Here is a 17,254-nt window from a genome sequence, read left to right on the forward strand (position 1 = left end):
GTGGATTAGTGGTTCAGTAGGGACAAGTCGCGGGCACGAAACGCATCCGGGAGACGATTGTCTCGATGCGGTGAAAAGGCTCATACCGTAGAGTAATGGCACCAAAAGTGCCTGTCAATGAACCGAAACCCCTCAATTCCCGGTTCTTTTGCCGGCGGCTCCAGGTTGCCGCCGACGGGCATTCAGCACTCGGCCCACCAAGGAGCCGGAGGGCACCGTCTGGCCGCCCATCCAGCTTCGGCTATCCACCGAGATCGGGCTGTTGTCGCCCAAAACAAAATATTCGTCCGGGCCAAGCTGCCGGCTGAGCGCCTGTCTCGTGTCGGTCGGCGGTGTGTAGTACACGTCGCGAAGAACCCGCAACCGCTCGATGGCGATCGCCAGGCGGTTTGCCGCGATGGCGAACGGACGGGAAACGGGCTTCGGTGGGGCGCTGGAACGATCATCGTCGAATATGAGTTGCCGGCGGCCGTCGATGGCAAACAGCAATCGTCGGTCGAACGTGGATAGCACGATCTCGACCGGGCGGTCGATCAATCGTGCATCGATTTGAGCGGTTTGCACCTCTTGGCCATTGCGTTCGAGTGTCGCGCGGCCCGATGCCGATTGAATTCTCAATTGAAATGTGGCTCGGCCATCCATCGCTCGCAGATACAACTCGCCATTGCCCGCCAGCCGCAGCCGCGCTTCGAGCATCACATCCGTCACGTCGTTAAGTCGCCGCGAGATGTCGGGATTATAGGGATCGTCGTCGCGGATCGGCGTTTCCTCGAGCGCATCGAGCGAGCCCGGCATGCGGCGGCTGTGTACGTACGTCAGCCAGTCGGTGGCAGAAGACTTTGCGTCGCCGGCCGGCCGATGCCAGCCGCCATCGGCCGAGGTGGCCCAATCGCTGTTTGTCCGCTCCGCCTTCCACCGCGGCGGCAATCGCGGATCGCGGTAGGCCGAATCGTGCACCAGCATTGCTGAAGCTTGCTGCTCGACAAGAGTCTTTCGCGCGATGCGGCCGTCGATGTAAACATCGCCTTCGCGAATTTCGACACTTTCGCCCGGCAAGCCGATGATCCGTTTGACGCAATAATCCTGGGCATGCGGCGAGCAGCGAAACACGAACACTTCCCAGCGCCCCGGTGGGCGAATGCCGAGCGTTGCCCGATCGATGAAAAGTCGCTTGCCGTTGATGGTGCGCGGTTCGAGCGGATTGCCGGGCCAGCCGCAATTGGGACACACCAGTGAATCGACCGTAAGATCTTCGGCATCGCAAACCAGCGGCATGCCGCAGGCTTCGCAGCGTGCTTCGCGATGCGGCCCCAACAATGCCGGCGCCATCGACCCGCTCGACACCACGCTCGGCACCAGCCAGCCGTCGACCAGAAACGTGTGGCTTAAGATCGCGGCGATTGAAAACAGGGCGATTGCTTCGATGCCGCGGCGGAAAAGCGAACGACGGCGGGGGCGTGGGATTCGCCGCATGCCGTTCGAAGCAGGATGCGTTTCGCTGAGCGGTTTGGCGGTTGACACAGCACGCACGCTTTCGTCCGCCGGCCCGAGCCCGCGGCGCCAGCAAGGAAGAGGCACTATACATCCTTGCTAGCGCTTCGGGCTCCCGCTTCGGGCTCCCTCGCCAATTATTCCGGCAACGCTTCGCTTCTCGGCTCCGGCAACCAGAAGCTGGTAATGAAGCCGATCAGGTACACCGCCAGCACCACGGCAGCCGCCGAATAGGCGAGCGCGGCAGGGCGCGGGAAATCGGAATTGTGCATCATCAGCGGCAGCGCCACGGCCAACTGGGTCGTTACAAAGTTGGCCCCGGTGCCGATCATTCGCCCGCCGACGTTGGCTGCGAAGCTTTCACCGGTGCCGCGGATGCGCGTGGGATACATTCGCGGCAGATAGTTGCCGAAGAAGCTGAACTGGGCGACGGTGAAAAACCCGGTCAGAAACATGCCGACTTTCAGCACGTCCAAGCTTGCATAACCCAGATGCCCCGCCGCGGGAATCGCATACACCAGCGGAATTATCAGCAGTCCCGGGATGATGAACAGCCGCAGAAGTTTCCTGCGGCTGACAATCCGCACCGCCAGCCAAGCCAGCACGATTCGTCCGGCCAAGCCGCCGACCTCCTGGATCAACTGCACCGTGCCGATGATTTGCTGCGGATGAGACTTCAGATCGGCGACTTTCGCGGTCAATTCCTTGAACTGCTCGGAGCCCTTGTCCGCTTTGGCCAATTGCTTATTCGTCGAGGCAATGCGACCGGCGATCAGGCCCGGCACCATTTGCGGCGTGAGTTGAATCGCTCCGAAGGCCGCGCCGAACGCACAGGCAAACAAGATCGCGCTGACGATTGTCGTGCGGCGGAATGCCGGCTGAAACACTTCGGTGAATCGCGGCCGCCCGAGCTTGCCCGCCTGTTTCTTCGCCCGCCATTCGGGCGACTCGGGCAAGAAGGGACGGATAATGATCAAGGGAATCGCCGGGATCAGTCCGGAAATCAGAGCATAGCGCCAGCCCTGCGCGTGGTTTGGCAAGGTGAGCCAGGCCGGCAGCGAATCCGCATGCGCGATCGAATCGCTCGCTTTGTAGACGAGGCTCACGAACAGCCCGCCCACCGAAGCGAACGCTTGCGTGTAGCCCAACACGGCCTCGCGGCGATGCGGATCCGGAAACAATTCCGAAAGCCAAGCCACGGCGGCAACGAACTCGACGCACACGCCGATGAACGCCATGCAGCGCCAGAACAGCAGCATTTCCGCCGAATTGACAAACGCTCCAGCCGCCGACGCCACCGCGTAGAGCAAGATGCTCCAGGTGAGCACGCGCCGCCGGCCAAGCCAGTCGGTCAGATAACCGCCCAACATCCCAAACACACCGCCACACAGCGCGCTGCCCCACATCACATAGCCGGTCCAGCGCAAGATCAAATCGTTGCCGGCCTTTGTCGCCCCACTCACATGCAGCAACTCCGACAACGCGGGGCGCAAAATGAGCGGATTCATCAGCAATACATACGTGTCGAACGCAAATCCGATCGCCGCGATGATGCACACCAACCATTGCACCATCGTAAGAGGAGAGCGGGCAGCCGGCGCAGACGAATTGGGCAACTGATTCATGTTCGATGCGATCGGAGAAAAACGCGGGAGGGTAAAACCAAGACGGCGGGAAAACACTCGACGGAAGCAAACCATCGCAGACGAACCGATTCGTCCTGCGACGGCAAATCGTCCGCCGCATTGTAGCCAGCCAAGAATCGCCGCTCAATCGCGGTCTGGACAGGGATGAAATGGCCGACTGCTCGTGTGGCACCGGCAAGCCCCGTCTGCCAGTGAACGCGCGAGAACAACGAACCGTCGGCAAAAACGCTTTGCCGGCGATTCGACACAATGCCGCGAAGCCGCAAACAACGTAGTGGGCACACTCCGTGTGCCGTCTGCGCTGCTCTGTGCATGACGCGTCGCGGTGCGCCGACGGCACACGGAGTGTGCCTACTACGCTAAAGGCGTTCGGCGCAGCCGGAGCGACGCCCAAAGATCACGGCTGGTCGAATGGGTCGGGCTGAGTGCGGCGAACCTGCGCCGAACTCGGGGCGACTTCGAGATTCGCCGGCATCGCCGATTGCCCGGCCGCGGCCGAGCGGATCGCCTCCGCTCGATCGGAGGCTTGGACGCCCAATTCGGCGAAGCGCCGCCGCGTGGCTGGATCGACGTGCGACAGGCGGTTCGAAAGCCGTTCGACGCCGGCCGGATTTGTTTCGGCCGTGTGCGACAGGCTGGCGACGAACGACGCGGTTTCGGCGAAATTGTGGTCGGCCGTCTTTCCCAACAGCGGCTGCAGCGTCTTGGCAATCCACTCGATGCCGACATTGTCGAGATGCAGAAACACGTCGAGCCGCGTGACGATGCGCGGCTGGCCGTTGGCATCGTGGTGATATTCCGATTTCAGCACCACGACCGATTCGCCGCGAATCTTGGCCGGCGAAAGCGAGCCGTCGTAGGTGCCGGTGGAATAGATGACATGCATGTCGGCGCTGCGATAGACTAGTGCCAGCGTGCCGGTGGTCCCCTGGCCGTCGGCGGCACGGAACTCGTTCGGCCCGGTGCGCGTCAGCGACATGTTCGTGATGCCCATCAACTGCCAGATATCGATCACGATCTCCGGATTGCGGACCATGAGCAGATACAGATCGGGATCGCACTCGATCGACGCCGCAGGCAGGCGGCGGAAAATGCTCGGATTGTTCACCACTGCCGACACTCGGGTTCGCATTTCGGCCGGAATTCGACCGAGCGGGATCGATTGCGCCGCTTCGTCGCGCGCCTGCCGGCTGTTGTTCGCCCGGCTGCCGGCGGTCGGATCGGCCGCGAGCAAACCCGTCGCCAGCAGCGCGACAACACCCGCCGCGCCAATGCAAGCACGAGCGAGCGGCACGGCTGATCGACCGCGGAGCGCGAGGCGCCCTCGGGGCGGATCGATTTTTCGAGCGAATCGCAACTTCATGTCCCCCCCGGGGAGGTCCTCTGTTGGCTCGACATGCGATGCCTGAACGTGCCGCCATCGATGCTGGAGCGACAAGGGCCGGCGAACACAAATCGGCATTCCGCACCGTTCCCCTAAAATCGGAACGACCGCCAAAGCCGGCCGAGCCTACCGGTCTTAGGAATATTCGGTCGCCAGCGTGGTCAGACCCCAGCCAAAATTTGCCGCAACCAACTGGTCTTTGCTCCCAGTTTGCCCGACTTATCAGATCACAGAATTCGTCGGCGGATTGCTCTTGCCCGGTCGCCGCGGCTTCGCAAGAATCCGCGGAAGAAGGGTGAGGGCGACGGTGAGGCTTTAGGTAGGGAGCGACCGGGAAACGAGAGACAATTGCATCCATCGAATGCAGGACAGGCATGATTAACGATTTCTAACCGCTCACCCTCATCCTCACCCTTCCTCTACATGTTCTCTTCTCGCCGTAGTTCGTTCGCCACGGCGATTGTTGCTCTGGCGCTGTGCTTGCTGGCACTGGCGTGGTATCTGCGGCAGCCGGCACAACTCGCCGAACGCTATCAAGCGGAATTGGCAGCCGCGCCCGACGACCAGGTCGAGCCATCGCTGCGGCGCATTGCCGAGCTGGGCGATATCGGACTGAAAGCGCTTGCCGCAGCGCTGGCCTCCGACCGCCCCGTAGTGCGACAGGCGGCGCATCGCTTGCTGGTCGACATGGTCGATCGCTGGGAGCTGCTTTCCAGCGAGGCAATCGAGCCGCGATTGGAATTGCTCGCCCGCGCGTTGGCCGAGGCCGTGCCGCGCATGGATGTCGAGGATCGTCGCTTGGCGAGCGATTTGGCAATGCGGCTCTTGCTTTGGCCGCGCGCCGACGAACGTGCCCCCTGCCCGTGGCTGGCAGATTGCGACGCGATCTTGGCAAGCGCCGCCGAACACAAGCATTCGAGCGAAGACGCCTCGGGCACGCTGGCCACGAAGAATTCGGATCCGCGGTCCGAAGCCGCGGAGGGCAATCCGGGAGTTTCGGACCTAAGTCTTACGCTGGCCGACAAAGTTCGACTGCCAGGGGGCGATTTGCCGCTCGATCCGTCGCCGATGCCCGACGTGAGAGGATTCGTCGAGCCGCGAATCACGCATCGTGAGGAAGCACCGGCATCGTCCGGCGAGCCGCGTCGATTGCAATTTCCGAGCGATGCCCGATCGATCGACGGCAACGACGACGGCGATGACGATGACGCCACAGGCTCGGAGGGAGCGAATCATCCGGGGCGAATCCCTGCTGCGAGCCGGGGCGCTCGGCCGACGGCGTTGGGTTTGCAAGCTCGGCGGCAATCGCTCGGCGGTCCGCGATCCGACGACACGGCCGCGTGGCGGCAACTCGAGCCGCGAGATGTGATGCGGCGGCTGCACGTTTCCGATCCGCAGGTGGTGCTTGCGGCCCGCGTGGAACTCGAGCGGCGCGGAATCTCGGGCCCGCTCGTGGATTTGGCCCGGCGCGCGACCGATCCCGATCCAAACGTCCGAAAGCAGTTTGCCGAATCGTTGCCGAGCATGCCGGGCATTGATGCCAAACCGTGGCTCTTGGAACTGAGCTACGACGAGAACTCGCAAGTGCGGGCGACGGCCGTCGGCCTGATGGCCACAAGCGGCGATCTGGAATTGATTCGCCGCTTGGAACAGATTTCGCGCGACGATCCGGACGACTACATTCGCGCCCAAGCGGCGAAAGGAGTGAAATAGAGGCGTTGGGGCTTTGAGGTACGAAGCAAAACATGCGGCCAAAGGCCGCCGGTATTCCTCAAAGCCTCACAGCCTTTTTCTTATTCGTACCGCAGCGCGTCGATCGGGTCGAGCCGCGAGGCTTTCCAGGCGGGATAGAAGCCGAACACCACGCCGACCGACACCGACACGACGACGGCGAGCACGATCGCCGCGACGGAGACGGAGGTGGGCCAGTGCTTGAATTCGCGGACCAGGATCGAGATCCCACGCCCGAGCAGAATGCCGATCGCTCCGCCCAGAATGCACAGCATCACCGCTTCGCTGAGGAATTGCGACAGGATGTCGCGGGGCCGGGCGCCGACAGCCATTCGCAAACCGATTTCGCGGGTGCGCTCGGTCACCGACACGAGCATGATGTTCATGATGCCGACGCCGCCGACCACTAGCGAGATCATCGCCACGAAGAGCAGCAGCAGCGACATCGTCGCCGCCTGGCTCGACATGGCGTTGGTCATTTCCGTCATGTCGCGAACGCTGAAGTCATCGGGTTCGCCGTCCGCGATGTGATGCCGTTCGTGGAGCAACTTGGTGATCTGCTCGATCGCCAGCGGGATCTCCTCGGTCGATTGGGCTTGGACCATGAGCTGATCGACGTTGGCGAAGCGGACCGGCTGCGGCGTGTCGGCGGTTTCCGTCGCGGCGAACGACGGATAGAGACTGGTGCTAGGCCCCATGTTCGGATAGGCCTGGCTGGCCGTATTGCTGATCGTGCTGCTGGTGGTGCTCGTGGAGCCGGCGGCCGAACTCGCACTGCCGGACGCTGAACTTGCCACCTGGGCTCCCATCGAACTGACGCGATACTTGATCGTCGTCCACGGCGCGAGCACCAAGTCGTCTTGGTCCATGCCGAACGTGTTGGCGCCCTTCCGGCTTAGCACGCCGAGCACGCGAAACGCCACGCCCTGAATCCGCACGTCTTTGCCGACCGGAGACTCATCCCCAAAAAGATTCGTGACGACCGTTTGCCCCAGAACGCAAACCGCTTGCTCGTCGCGAACATCGCGGTCGGTAAACGTCGTCCCCTCGGTCATGTCGCGCCAGTCGCGAATGTCGAGATACGAGGTGGTGCTGCCGTAGATATACATTGGCACCCAGTTCTTATTGCCGTAGACCACCTGGGTGCGGGCACGCACAAGCGGGGCGACGCTCGAAACCGCCGGGCATTCGGCCGAAATCGCTTCGCCGTCTTGCGGCGTGAGCGTTACGGTGCTGCCGCTGCCGAAGCTAACGCCGCCGCTCGTGGCGGTTCCCGGCATCACCAGCAACTCGTTGGCTCCCATGCTGGCGATGGTCTGTTGGATCATCTTGGTCGAACCTTGGCCGATCTCCATCATGGCGATCACGGCGGCGATGCCGAAGATGATGCCCAACGTCGTCAAGATCGAACGGAAGGCGTTGCGGCGTATGGCCGTGCCTGCGATGCCGAACGTGCGCGGCAACAGCCGCACCGCCGTCCGCGGCGGCGCTACGGATCCTTGCGACTGCGCCACCGGCTCGGCGACCACGGGCTCGGCGAGAACGGCCGTCGCGGTTGCAGGTTGCACCGCGGGAACGACGGCAGTGGCAATTCCACCGCCATTTTGTGTGCCGTCCGAGGCGGGGTCGTCTTGAGTGCCGCTGCCGTTTCCGCCGCTGCCGTTTTCACCGTGGCTGTTTTCACTGTGGCTGTTTTCACTGTGGCTGTTTTCAGTGTGGCTGTTTTCACCGTGGCCGTTGCTGGAAACACCGCTGCCGGAGCCAAATCCGTTGGCAGAACCGTGGCCATTGCCCATCGCCGGCGAGCCGGCGATCAGCTTGGCCAAGGCGTCGTTGTCGATCAAGCCGTCGCGGATATAAATGATGCGGTTGGCATGCCGGGCGACGTTCAGATCGTGCGTCACCAGAATGACGCTGATCCCTTCTTCCTTGTTGAGCCGCTGAAACATCTGCAAGATTTCCTCGCTCGTGCGGGAATCGAGATTTCCAGTCGGTTCGTCGGCCAAGAGGATCGGCGGATGGTTCACCAGGGCCCGCGAGATGGCCACGCGTTGCTGCTGACCGCCGGAAAGTTGCGAGGGCTCGTGGTCGAGCCGCTGGCCAAGGCCGACGCGCTCCAGGAGTGAAACGGCCCGGCGGCGCTCCTCGCGATTCGACCACGGCTTGGCGGAATAGACCAGCGGCATTCGGACCTGTTCGATGGCCGTGCTGCGCGGGAGCAGGTTGAAGCTTTGGAACACGAAACCGATATTCCGGTTTCGCACTTTCGCCCGCCGATCGGCCGAAAGCCGCGACACCTCTTGGCCGTTGAGCCAATAGCCGCCGGAGGTGGGGCGATCGAGCAGGCCGAGGATGTTCATCAGCGTCGATTTGCCCGAGCCCGACACGCCCATCAGGGCGACCATTTCCCCCTTCTGGATCGTGATCGAGACGCCCTTCAACACGGGCACGTCGACCTCGCCGAGGAAGTAGGTCTTGAACAGGTTTTCGATTCGGATCAGTTCCATGGCGTCGGGTCCACAAGCCGCGTTTGGTTGGTCGTGGTACGCTTTGCCGTAGGTCAGCCTTTTCTAGGCTGACGGAGCCCGAGGAATGCCAGGCTGGAAAGCCCGACCTACTCGGAAACGCACCATGAACTGTTTGGTCGAACGCTCGAATGCAGCAGGATTGAGGCCGTCGTGTCGCGCGCTCGCGGCCAGTCGGTATTTATTTTTTGCCGCCTTTGAATATCTTGGGCGCGAACGGATTTTCGGTCGCGTCGGAATCCACCGGTCCGTGTTCCTCACCGATAACCACTTCATCGCCATCCTTGATGCTGCCGGAGAGAATTTCGGTATTCACCTGGTCCGTGACGCCGATCTTCACGTGAACTTTCCTTAGCCACTGGCCATCGAAGATCCACACGCTGCCGCGATCCAATTTGTCTTTGTCGGATTTCTTGTTGCCGCTGGCCGCCGCTCCGCCGCCGCTGCCCGATTTTGAATGGCTTTTGCCAAGGCCGGCCCGATCTTCCAGCGCGACGTACGCCAATTGAGCCCCGACCGGACGCCATTGCAAGGCGCCGTTGGGCACCATGAGCACGCCGTGGTGCTGGCCGGCGTCGAACTCGAGCGTAGCCGTTTCGTAGGGGAGCAGCTTTCCATCCGAGTTGTCGGTATCGACCACGACGGTGTAGGTCACGACGTTTTGGTTCATCGTGGCATTGAGCCGCACTTGCGACACGACGCCTTTGAACTCCTGCTCGCCTTGGGCATCGACCTTGAACGTCGCATTCTGGTCGGCGTGGATCTGCCCGATGTCGGCTTCGCTCACGCTGGCCCAGATTTGCAGCTTCGTCAGGTCTTGAGCGATCAGAAACAAGCTCGGAGCGCTAAGCGACGCCACGACGGTTTGGCCGATGTTCACGCGGCGATCGATGATCGTGCCCTTCACCGGCGATTTGATAACGGTGTAGTTTTCGTTCGTTTGCGCGAGATTGAGATTCGCCTGATCCTGGGCGACCGTGGCAATGGCGACATCGACATTCGCCTTGGCCGTCTCATAAAGGGCTTCGGCCGCATCGAGATCGGATTGGGAGATCGCATTCTTGGCAAAGGTCGTCTGGGCCCGTTTGTAGTCGGCGGTGTTGTCTTTTAGCGTCGCTTGGGCGCTGACGACCTTTGCTTCGGCGCTCTGCAAATTGGCTTTTGCCAAATCCAGCGCGGCCTTGTAAACCGAGTCGTCGATATAAGCCAGGATCGTGCCCACACCAACTTTCGACTGCCAATAAATCTCGCTATTCGGCATCGTCTTGTCTTCGCCGAATTTCGTCACCATGCCGACCACCTGGGCGCCGACATCGACGACTTCTTGCGGCTCGATCGTGCCGGTCGAGCGAATCGTGAGATTGATATCACCGTGTTCGGCTTTGACCGTGTTCCAGCGAGGCACGTTGGAGACCGCCTGCGCGTGATACCAATACCAACCGCCGGTCCCTGCGACCGCGGCGATGACAAGGAGCGTGAACAAAACTCTCATGGGATAACTCAAAACTTGAATTAGGGCGACGTTGAACCAAGCGGTACGTGTTTCTTACGGTATTTCCGAAAAATTGTATTCCAATGCGTCGGCGATCAAGATTTCGGCCTCGGCAGGATCGCTCCATCAGCCGCGCGGCGCGCGGAGCCAGAGAGCGAGCCCAACCAAAAATTCAACAATCCAACGAACCGGGCGTCCGCCATTGCGGCGCGTTGTCCGAATCTCGGCCGCGCCCGATCCGCGATGAAGGCAATTCCCTCAGCCACATTTCTGCCGACGGTCCGTCAAGGTGGGATTCACCGAACTGGGAACGCTTTGGCTCTCTTCATCCGGAACCATGCAGCCCTTATCATATACAACACCGGACGGCCCAGTCTAGTTTTCCACGCAACTTCGATTTGGCTCTATCTGATGTACTGCCAGCGACTTGGGCGCGATTGCCGAATCCGCGGCCGGGGCCGATTGAACCGGATAGAACTGCCGCGACCGCTTCGCCATCGTCGGATGGCACCGCTGGCGGAGCCAAATAGGCCCCCGGCTTACATTCGCAATTGTCATTCGTGACCCCAGCGGCGTAGGATCGCATTGATGGTTGCACCCTTGTCTCGACTCCGCCGGTTTCGATTTCGCTTGCGGCTGCGAACGCTATTGCTGCTAGTGGCGGTCTTGGCCGTTCCATGCGCCTGGCTCGGATCGCAAGTGAAGCTGGTGCGGGAGCGAGCGGCGCTGATCGACCGCGTCGAAGCCGCCGGCGGCGAGGTTTTCTCTTCAAGCGAGTGGCTCGCGGATAGGGCCTCGGGAACGCCACAACCGAAACCAGCACAGCCGGTCTGGCAGCCCGAGATCATAATTAAGGCCGGCAATTTGCCCCGCCGAGATTTATCCTCGATCAGACGGTGGCTTGGAGACCGGGACATCAGTTCGATTCGGATTCCGGAGAAATTTCCCGATGCCGACGAAAAGCGGATCCTCGACCTGTTTCCCCAAGCTGATGTCACAAAGTTCTACCCCACACCGCGAGCCGTTCCTCGATCATGAAATGGGCCATCTGCAACGAAACGTTCGTCGATTGGCCGCACCAGCGGGCGTTTGAATTCGCTGCCGAGTGCGGCTACACCGGCATCGAGATCGCGCCGTTTACGCTCGGCAGCGACGTGCGTGCAATTGACGCAGCGATGCGATCACAGACTCGCATGCTCGCCGAGCGCGCGGGGCTCGAAGTCGTCGGCCTGCACTGGCTATTGGCGAAAACCAGCGGACTGCATCTAACTTCACCGGACGCGGAAGTGCGGCGTCGAACCGGCGATTATCTGGCTGATCTGGCCCACCTGTGCCGCGATTTGGGCGGAAGCATCCTTGTGCTCGGCTCGCCGCAGCAGCGCAATTTGCTGCCGGGCGTGTCGCCAGCCGAAGGAACCGCGCATGCCCAAGAGGTGATCGAGCGGGCGCTGCCGGCATTGGAAGAGACCGGCACTGTGCTCGGCATCGAACCGCTCTCCGCGGCCGACGGCAATTTCCTGCTCACCGCGGCCGAGGGGGCCGAACTGGTGCGCCGCCTCGGCTCACCCCATTGCCGGCTGCACCTTGATTGCAAAGCGATGTCGAGCGAGACCGAATTCGGCAAGACACTTCCAATCCCCGAATTGATCCGCCGCCATCGGGCCGATCTGGTGCATTTCCACGCCAACGACCCGAATCTGCGCGGCCCCGGTTTCGGCGAGTTGGATTTCAAGCCGATCTTGGCGGCTTTGAACGAGACCGGCTACGACGGCTGGGTGTCGGTCGAAGTGTTCGACTACTCGCCGGGACCCGAGCGGCTGGCCCGAGAAAGCATCGACTATCTATGCCGCTCGACCGTCCCGCCACACTAGCCCGAAGCGTCAGCGAGGGAGCGCCGGTTAGCGTGTTCTCCCTCGCTAACGCTTCGGGCTGGTGTGCTGAACCGAGTGCCACTGGGTTTGCCGGTGTTTGCAGCGGGGACGGCGTCAACTCGCGGCGCATCCTCGCTAACGCTTCGGGCTGGTGTGCTGAACCATGTGCCACTGGCTTTGCCGGTGTTTGCAGCGGGGGCGGCGTCAACTCGCGGCGCATCCTCGCTAACGCTTCGGGCTGGTGTGCTGAACCATATGTGCCACTGGGTTTGCCGGTGTTTGCAGCGGGGGCGGCGTCAACTCGCGGCGCATCCTCGCTAACGCTTCGGGCTGGTGTGTGCCGGTCGGTGGCCGCGGCGCGATCAGCCGGCGCTGGCTTTCATTTCGGCCAGATATTGGGCGGTGCCAACCAGGCGGTCCCAATTCTCATAGATATAGTTGGGCGGACCGCCGATCTGGGCCACCGATTGAGCGACCAATTCGGTCGGCACCATTTCGATCGCGTCCCAGGGGCAAACGGTCAGTTCGTAGGGATTCGATTTTTTCTGCGGGATATGCACGCACACCTCGCAGCCTACGCAGCGCTCCAGATCGATCTGGCACCAACTCTGCATGTTCGGCATATTGCCAAACTGCTGAATCTTGATGATGCAATCGACAGGGCAGACCTCGATACAGGCCTCGCAACCGGTGCAGTTGTCGGCGTTAATAACCGCCAACTCCTTCGGCAATTTCTTTCGTGGCCCTTGCTTGGCCATCGTGGAATCCTCAATTTGACGGGAACGATCGCAACATCCAGCCCGCATACGCATCAACTAGCCGAAACCCACTAGAATCATAGTCGCTGACCGACAACTCGCCAATGGCGGGAAAGCTGCCAATGCAGCCCAAAGCAGCGCCGGCGGCCTCGGTGCAAACTGCAATCGGCACAACCGCACTGGCAACGTGGACCTTTCGATCGTCGAATTCAAAGGGGGCAACGAGGGAAAGCTCCAGATCACGAAGGCCTATCGGCCGACACGGGCGGGTTGAATAGCGGTTCGGGCATGAGCGATTCGGGATCGCGCTCCGAAATGGCTGCCTCGGAGCTGAAGTACGACCGCCTCAACGACATCCGACTCGCGCCCGAAACCGTAGCATCGCAGCATCACGAGCCGGCGCTCGCGGATTTCCCCGCTCGACTTCGATCACGAGAATCCCGAGACAATGTGTTGCTGGAATCGGACAGCCTCGCGACGGCGGTTTGTTGCCGTTGGGCTTTATCCGGAGCGCTGGGCGCTTGCCGCACTCCACGCTCGGTGGCGGCGCGCCGCTCACGCGATTATACTCCCGCAATCACCGCACAGTAGAATCCAATGCTGTGGCCCCCAACCGCGAGCGATATCAACCATGCACGATCGAATTCGGCATCTGGCAATGTTTTGCGGCCTTCGATGCCATGCGGCGATCTTCCACCGGCTTGCCGCCGTATTCGTGTGCGCCGCGTTGGTCGTCGTGTCGCTCCTATTTGCCGCTCTCTCAGCCCCGCCCGCCGCGGCCGCCGCGGCCGATGCTCCGCAACCCCCGCCAGCACAGGCCAGCCACGATGCTCTCGCCGCGCTCGCGGCGGCGCTTGGCAAAGACGCTGGCTCCGGCGAATCGCTGGCAACGCGCGAATTCGCCAAGATCCCTCTGACGAAAGACGATGCCGCCAAGGCTCGCAATCTCGCGTGGCAACACCATGCCGACTGGATCAAGGAAAATCGCGCGGCGGAAATCAAGGCGCGGCTGTTGACCTACGAGAAATTCAAAATGCCGTTCTACATGACCACTTTCGGCAAGCAGCCGAAGGCGGGCTGGAGCCTGTGGATCTCGATGCACGGCGGCGGCGGAGCGCCACAGCAAGTCAACGATCAGCAGTGGGAGAATCAGAAACATCTCTACAAGCTCGACGAGGGAATTTATCTCGCCCCACGCGCTCCGACCGATAACTGGAATCTGTGGCACGAAGCACATATCGATCCGCTCTTCGATCGCCTGATCGAAGATTTGATCGTGCTCGAGCACGTCGATCCGAATCGGGTCTACATCATGGGCTATTCGGCCGGCGGCGACGGCGTGTATCAGCTCGCCCCGCGGATGGCCGATCGCTGGGCGGCCGCCGCCATGATGGCCGGCCATCCGAACGACGCCTCGTGGCTCGGCCTGCGAAATATCGGTTTCGCGATTCAAGCCGGCGGGCTCGACTCGGCCTACAATCGCAACAAAGTGGCCCAGCAATGGATCGATCGGCTCGATCAACTCCATCACGACGATCCGCAGGGTTATTTGCACTACGGCAAGATTTTTCCCAACAAGGGACATTGGATGGATCGCGAAGATGCCAAAGTGCTCCCCTGGATGGCAGCGATCAAGCGGAATCCGCTGCCCGACAAAGTCGTTTGGAAGCAAAGCCCCGTCGTGCACGATCGATTCTATTGGCTCGCCGTGCCAGACGGCCATTCGCCGCAGCCGGGCGCGGAAGTCGTTGCCGAGCGGGCTGGGCAAACCGTGGAAATCAAAACGGCCGACAACATCCGTGCGCTTTCGATTCGGCTCGACGACCGCATGGCCGATCTGGACCGGCCGGTGCGCGTCGTGGATCGTGGGGCCGTGTTGTTCGAAGGCCGCCCGCCGCGCACCATCGCCACGCTTTTGCAAACGCTCGCCAAACGCGGCGACCCCGATTTGATGTTCGATTCCGAAATCATTGTAAAACTGCCCGACGAACCGAAGACGGCAGAGAAAGTTGAAACGAAACAGGCGCCATGATAACTCCACAACCAACGAAAACTCGACCAGCAACACTTCGAACTGCAATTCGTGCCGCAGCGCTGACGGCGGCCCTCTCGATAGCTCTGTCGGCGATGCCCGGCGCCGCGCGGGCCGACGGCGAAAAACTGGCCAAGCCGACCGCCGATCAGGCCGCCTGGCAAGATTGCGAACTGGGCATGTTTATCCATTTCGGCCCGGCCACTTGGCAAGATGTCGGCGAAGACAACCTTTCCACTCCCCTCGATCAAATCATTCCCGACAAGCTCGACACCGAGCAATGGGTGCGGGCGGCCGAGGCGATGGGGGCGAAATATATCGTGTTCGTCGCCAAACATTCCGGCGGGTTTTGCTGGTGGCAAACCGACACCACCGACTACAGCGTGAAGAACACGCCGTGGCGCGGCGGCAAAGGCGACGTGCTCGCCGAGCTGTCGGCCTCGTGCAAGAAGCACGGCATGAAGCTCGGCGTTTATATCAGCCCGATGGATCGCAAACACAAAGCCGCCGGCGGCGGCCGCTGCGCGACGCCCGAGCTGCAAGCCGCCTACAACAAACTTTATCGCCAGCAACTGACCGAAGTGCTCAGCCGCTATGGCTCGATGTTCGAAGTCTGGTTCGACGGGAGCAATGTCGTGCCGGTCGGCGATATTTTGCGGCAATACGCGCCGCACGCCATGATTTTTCAGGGCCCGCATGCCACGATCCGCTGGGTCGGCAACGAAGATGGCATCGCCCCGTATCCGGCCTGGAATTCGCTTTCGATCGCCGATGCCCGATCGGGCGTGGCCACGGCGCGGCAGGGAAATCCCGACGGAGCCGCGTGGCTTCCGAACGAGTGCGACGCGGAGTTTCGCGACGCCTGGATGTGGAACTCCAAAAATGCCGGCTCGCTAAAAAGCGTCGAGCGTTTGATGGAGATCTACGACGGCTCGGTCGGCCACGGCGCCGTGTTGCTCTTGAACCATTCGCCCGACCGCACCGGCCTGATCCCCGCGGCCGACTTCGAGCGCGGCAAACAATTCGGCGACGAAATCCGCCACGAATTCGCTCACAGCCTTGCAGAAACCTCCGGCCACGGCAACATGGTCGAACTGCCGCTCGCGAAGCCGGCGACGATCGACCGCCTGGTGCTGATGGAAAACATTGTGGACGGCGAGCGCGTGCGCGAATTCGTCGTCGAAGTGCAGCATGGCGGCGAGTGGCGCCCGCTTTTCCACGGCTCCGCAATCGGCCACAAACAAATCATCCGCTTCGCGCCAACCGAAGCGACCGCCGTGCGACTGCGAGTAAGCAAAAGCGCCGCCGAGCCCGAAGTCCGCAAACTGGCGGTCTATGAGGCTGACAGACTCCGCTGACGGACGGAGGACGGGAGTCAACTCCCGTCCCCTTAAATTATCGTCCGCTTAAATTATCACTGAGAGATCACCGAGAGCTTTTGATTGTCATCGACCGTCGGCGCCGGCCAATGCCAGCATTCGGCGCTGCCGAGCGACTGGAATGCGCCGTACGCCCGGACCGACCGGCAAACTCGCGCGCGGTAGTGTGGTGTCTGCGAAATAGCGTGTCTTATTCAAAACCGTCTGCGCTGGAGCGAACTCCGCCGCGAAGCCGCGCTCGGTATCGAAACGCGCCCTGGACAAACAAAGCTCCCGTCCCAACTACTTTCCCTTTAAATTTCGCTCGCAATATTGCCTATTTGGCCGACAAGAGCGACTGCCGTTCCGTTCCCAGGGGCCATAGACCTTCGAATTGTAAGTGTAGCGATTCAATCATCTCTGGGCAGAGCGCGCCGAACCGGACGCTCGGGTTCGTGATGTTTGGATTTGTGGGGCGATAGGCTGTAATTTCCAGGTGTGCCAACGCACTGGGATAGCCAGCGTCTCGGACCCAGAAGCTATTCAGGAATTGAAAAGGCACGAAGCGGAACTCAAACGATCCACCCGACGCGTTGTCGATCCGCTGGTGAATGCTTTTCAAGACATCAATCGACTCGCCCGGCATTTGTTGCAATCTTTCGATGGAAGTCGCCGGAAATTGCACCCTCCCATATTCCTTCAGGTTTTGCACGTTGGCATCTCCGTGATCCATCAACAAAACTCGGAACTTGACGCCATGATTTGCCCGTTCCACGATCGTGTCTTGGAGAGACACTAATATGCTGCCATGAACGGCGAAGAAGTCGAACGTCTGGAGCGTGCTTTGAACGTATCTCGCGAGCGGCGCGTTTTCGTTTAATCGTTGCCGGGTCGGAAACGCCCGGGCGATACCCACCAACGTTTGCGATCCTGGGCCAGCGGGTTGTTTCTCCTTGGATGAGATCT

At 61.4% G+C, this 17,254-nt stretch carries 11 protein-coding genes; 4 read left to right on the forward strand and 7 right to left on the reverse strand.

Features of this window, described 5'->3' with window-relative positions; genetic code table 11:
- Nucleotides 1-132: 132 nt before the first annotated feature.
- The 3 genes from VHX65_03230 to VHX65_03240 form a co-directional block, all read right to left on the reverse strand.
- Nucleotides 133-1,521 (reverse strand): S26 family signal peptidase, encoded by a 1,389-nt coding sequence (locus VHX65_03230; protein ID HEX3997544.1) that lies wholly within the window; start codon nucleotides 1,519-1,521, stop codon nucleotides 133-135.
- 107 nt (nucleotides 1,522-1,628) lie between these two features.
- Nucleotides 1,629-3,116: an MFS transporter gene (locus tag VHX65_03235; protein HEX3997545.1), complete on the reverse strand. Its 1,488-nt coding sequence runs from the start codon at nucleotides 3,114-3,116 to the stop codon at nucleotides 1,629-1,631.
- A 418-nt stretch (nucleotides 3,117-3,534) separates the two neighbouring features.
- The gene (locus VHX65_03240; protein HEX3997546.1) at nucleotides 3,535-4,431 is read right to left on the reverse strand and encodes a hypothetical protein; all 897 of its coding nucleotides are present in this window, start codon (nucleotides 4,429-4,431) and stop codon (nucleotides 3,535-3,537) included.
- A 513-nt stretch (nucleotides 4,432-4,944) separates the two neighbouring features.
- On the opposite strand from VHX65_03240, the gene VHX65_03245 reads away from it, so the two are divergent.
- Nucleotides 4,945-6,234 (forward strand): HEAT repeat domain-containing protein, encoded by a 1,290-nt coding sequence (locus VHX65_03245; protein HEX3997547.1) that lies wholly within the window; start codon nucleotides 4,945-4,947, stop codon nucleotides 6,232-6,234.
- An 80-nt stretch (nucleotides 6,235-6,314) separates the two neighbouring features.
- Here VHX65_03245 and VHX65_03250 read toward each other — a convergent pair whose 3' ends face one another.
- Nucleotides 6,315-8,759, reverse strand: coding sequence for an ABC transporter permease (locus tag VHX65_03250; GenBank protein HEX3997548.1), 2,445 nt, complete (start codon nucleotides 8,757-8,759; stop codon nucleotides 6,315-6,317).
- A 199-nt stretch (nucleotides 8,760-8,958) separates the two neighbouring features.
- Nucleotides 8,959-10,269 (reverse strand): efflux RND transporter periplasmic adaptor subunit, encoded by a 1,311-nt coding sequence (locus VHX65_03255; protein HEX3997549.1) that lies wholly within the window; start codon nucleotides 10,267-10,269, stop codon nucleotides 8,959-8,961.
- 1,034 nt (nucleotides 10,270-11,303) lie between these two features.
- On the opposite strand from VHX65_03255, the gene VHX65_03260 reads away from it, so the two are divergent.
- Nucleotides 11,304-12,140, forward strand: coding sequence for a sugar phosphate isomerase/epimerase family protein (locus tag VHX65_03260; protein ID HEX3997550.1), 837 nt, complete (start codon nucleotides 11,304-11,306; stop codon nucleotides 12,138-12,140).
- A 362-nt stretch (nucleotides 12,141-12,502) separates the two neighbouring features.
- Here VHX65_03260 and VHX65_03265 read toward each other — a convergent pair whose 3' ends face one another.
- Complete coding sequence (locus VHX65_03265) at nucleotides 12,503-12,898, reverse strand: 4Fe-4S binding protein (GenBank protein HEX3997551.1); 396 nt, start codon at nucleotides 12,896-12,898, stop codon at nucleotides 12,503-12,505.
- Nucleotides 12,899-13,529: 631 nt separating this feature from the next.
- Between VHX65_03265 and VHX65_03270 the strand changes: the two genes are divergently transcribed.
- Entirely contained in the window at nucleotides 13,530-14,930 is a 1,401-nt protein-coding gene (locus tag VHX65_03270; protein ID HEX3997552.1) for an alpha/beta hydrolase, read from the forward strand.
- 95 nt (nucleotides 14,931-15,025) lie between these two features.
- Entirely contained in the window at nucleotides 15,026-16,288 is a 1,263-nt protein-coding gene (locus VHX65_03275; protein ID HEX3997553.1) for an alpha-L-fucosidase, read from the forward strand.
- 337 nt (nucleotides 16,289-16,625) lie between these two features.
- Here the strand turns inward: VHX65_03275 and VHX65_03280 are convergent.
- Nucleotides 16,626-17,254 (reverse strand): hypothetical protein (locus VHX65_03280; protein ID HEX3997554.1); only part of this gene is annotated, 629 nt, incomplete at its 5' end.

This window comes from Pirellulales bacterium (assembly GCA_036267355.1).
Lineage (GTDB): Bacteria > Planctomycetota > Planctomycetia > Pirellulales > DATAWG01 > DATAWG01.

What these genes read in the sequence shown, in the direction of transcription:
- VHX65_03245 (HEX3997547.1), top strand. Translation starts at nt 4,945, where the DNA reads ATGTTCTCTTCTCGCCGTAGTTCGTTCGCCACGGCGATTGTTGCTCTG.
- VHX65_03260 (HEX3997550.1), top strand. Translation starts at nt 11,304, where the DNA reads ATGAAATGGGCCATCTGCAACGAAACGTTCGTCGATTGGCCGCACCAG.
- VHX65_03235 (HEX3997545.1), bottom strand. Translation starts at nt 3,116, where the DNA reads ATGAATCAGTTGCCCAATTCGTCTGCGCCGGCTGCCCGCTCTCCTCTT.
- VHX65_03250 (HEX3997548.1), bottom strand. Translation starts at nt 8,759, where the DNA reads ATGGAACTGATCCGAATCGAAAACCTGTTCAAGACCTACTTCCTCGGC.
- VHX65_03270 (HEX3997552.1), top strand. Translation starts at nt 13,530, where the DNA reads ATGCACGATCGAATTCGGCATCTGGCAATGTTTTGCGGCCTTCGATGC.
- VHX65_03255 (HEX3997549.1), bottom strand. Translation starts at nt 10,269, where the DNA reads ATGAGAGTTTTGTTCACGCTCCTTGTCATCGCCGCGGTCGCAGGGACC.
- VHX65_03265 (HEX3997551.1), bottom strand. Translation starts at nt 12,898, where the DNA reads ATGGCCAAGCAAGGGCCACGAAAGAAATTGCCGAAGGAGTTGGCGGTT.
- VHX65_03275 (HEX3997553.1), top strand. Translation starts at nt 15,026, where the DNA reads ATGCCCGGCGCCGCGCGGGCCGACGGCGAAAAACTGGCCAAGCCGACC.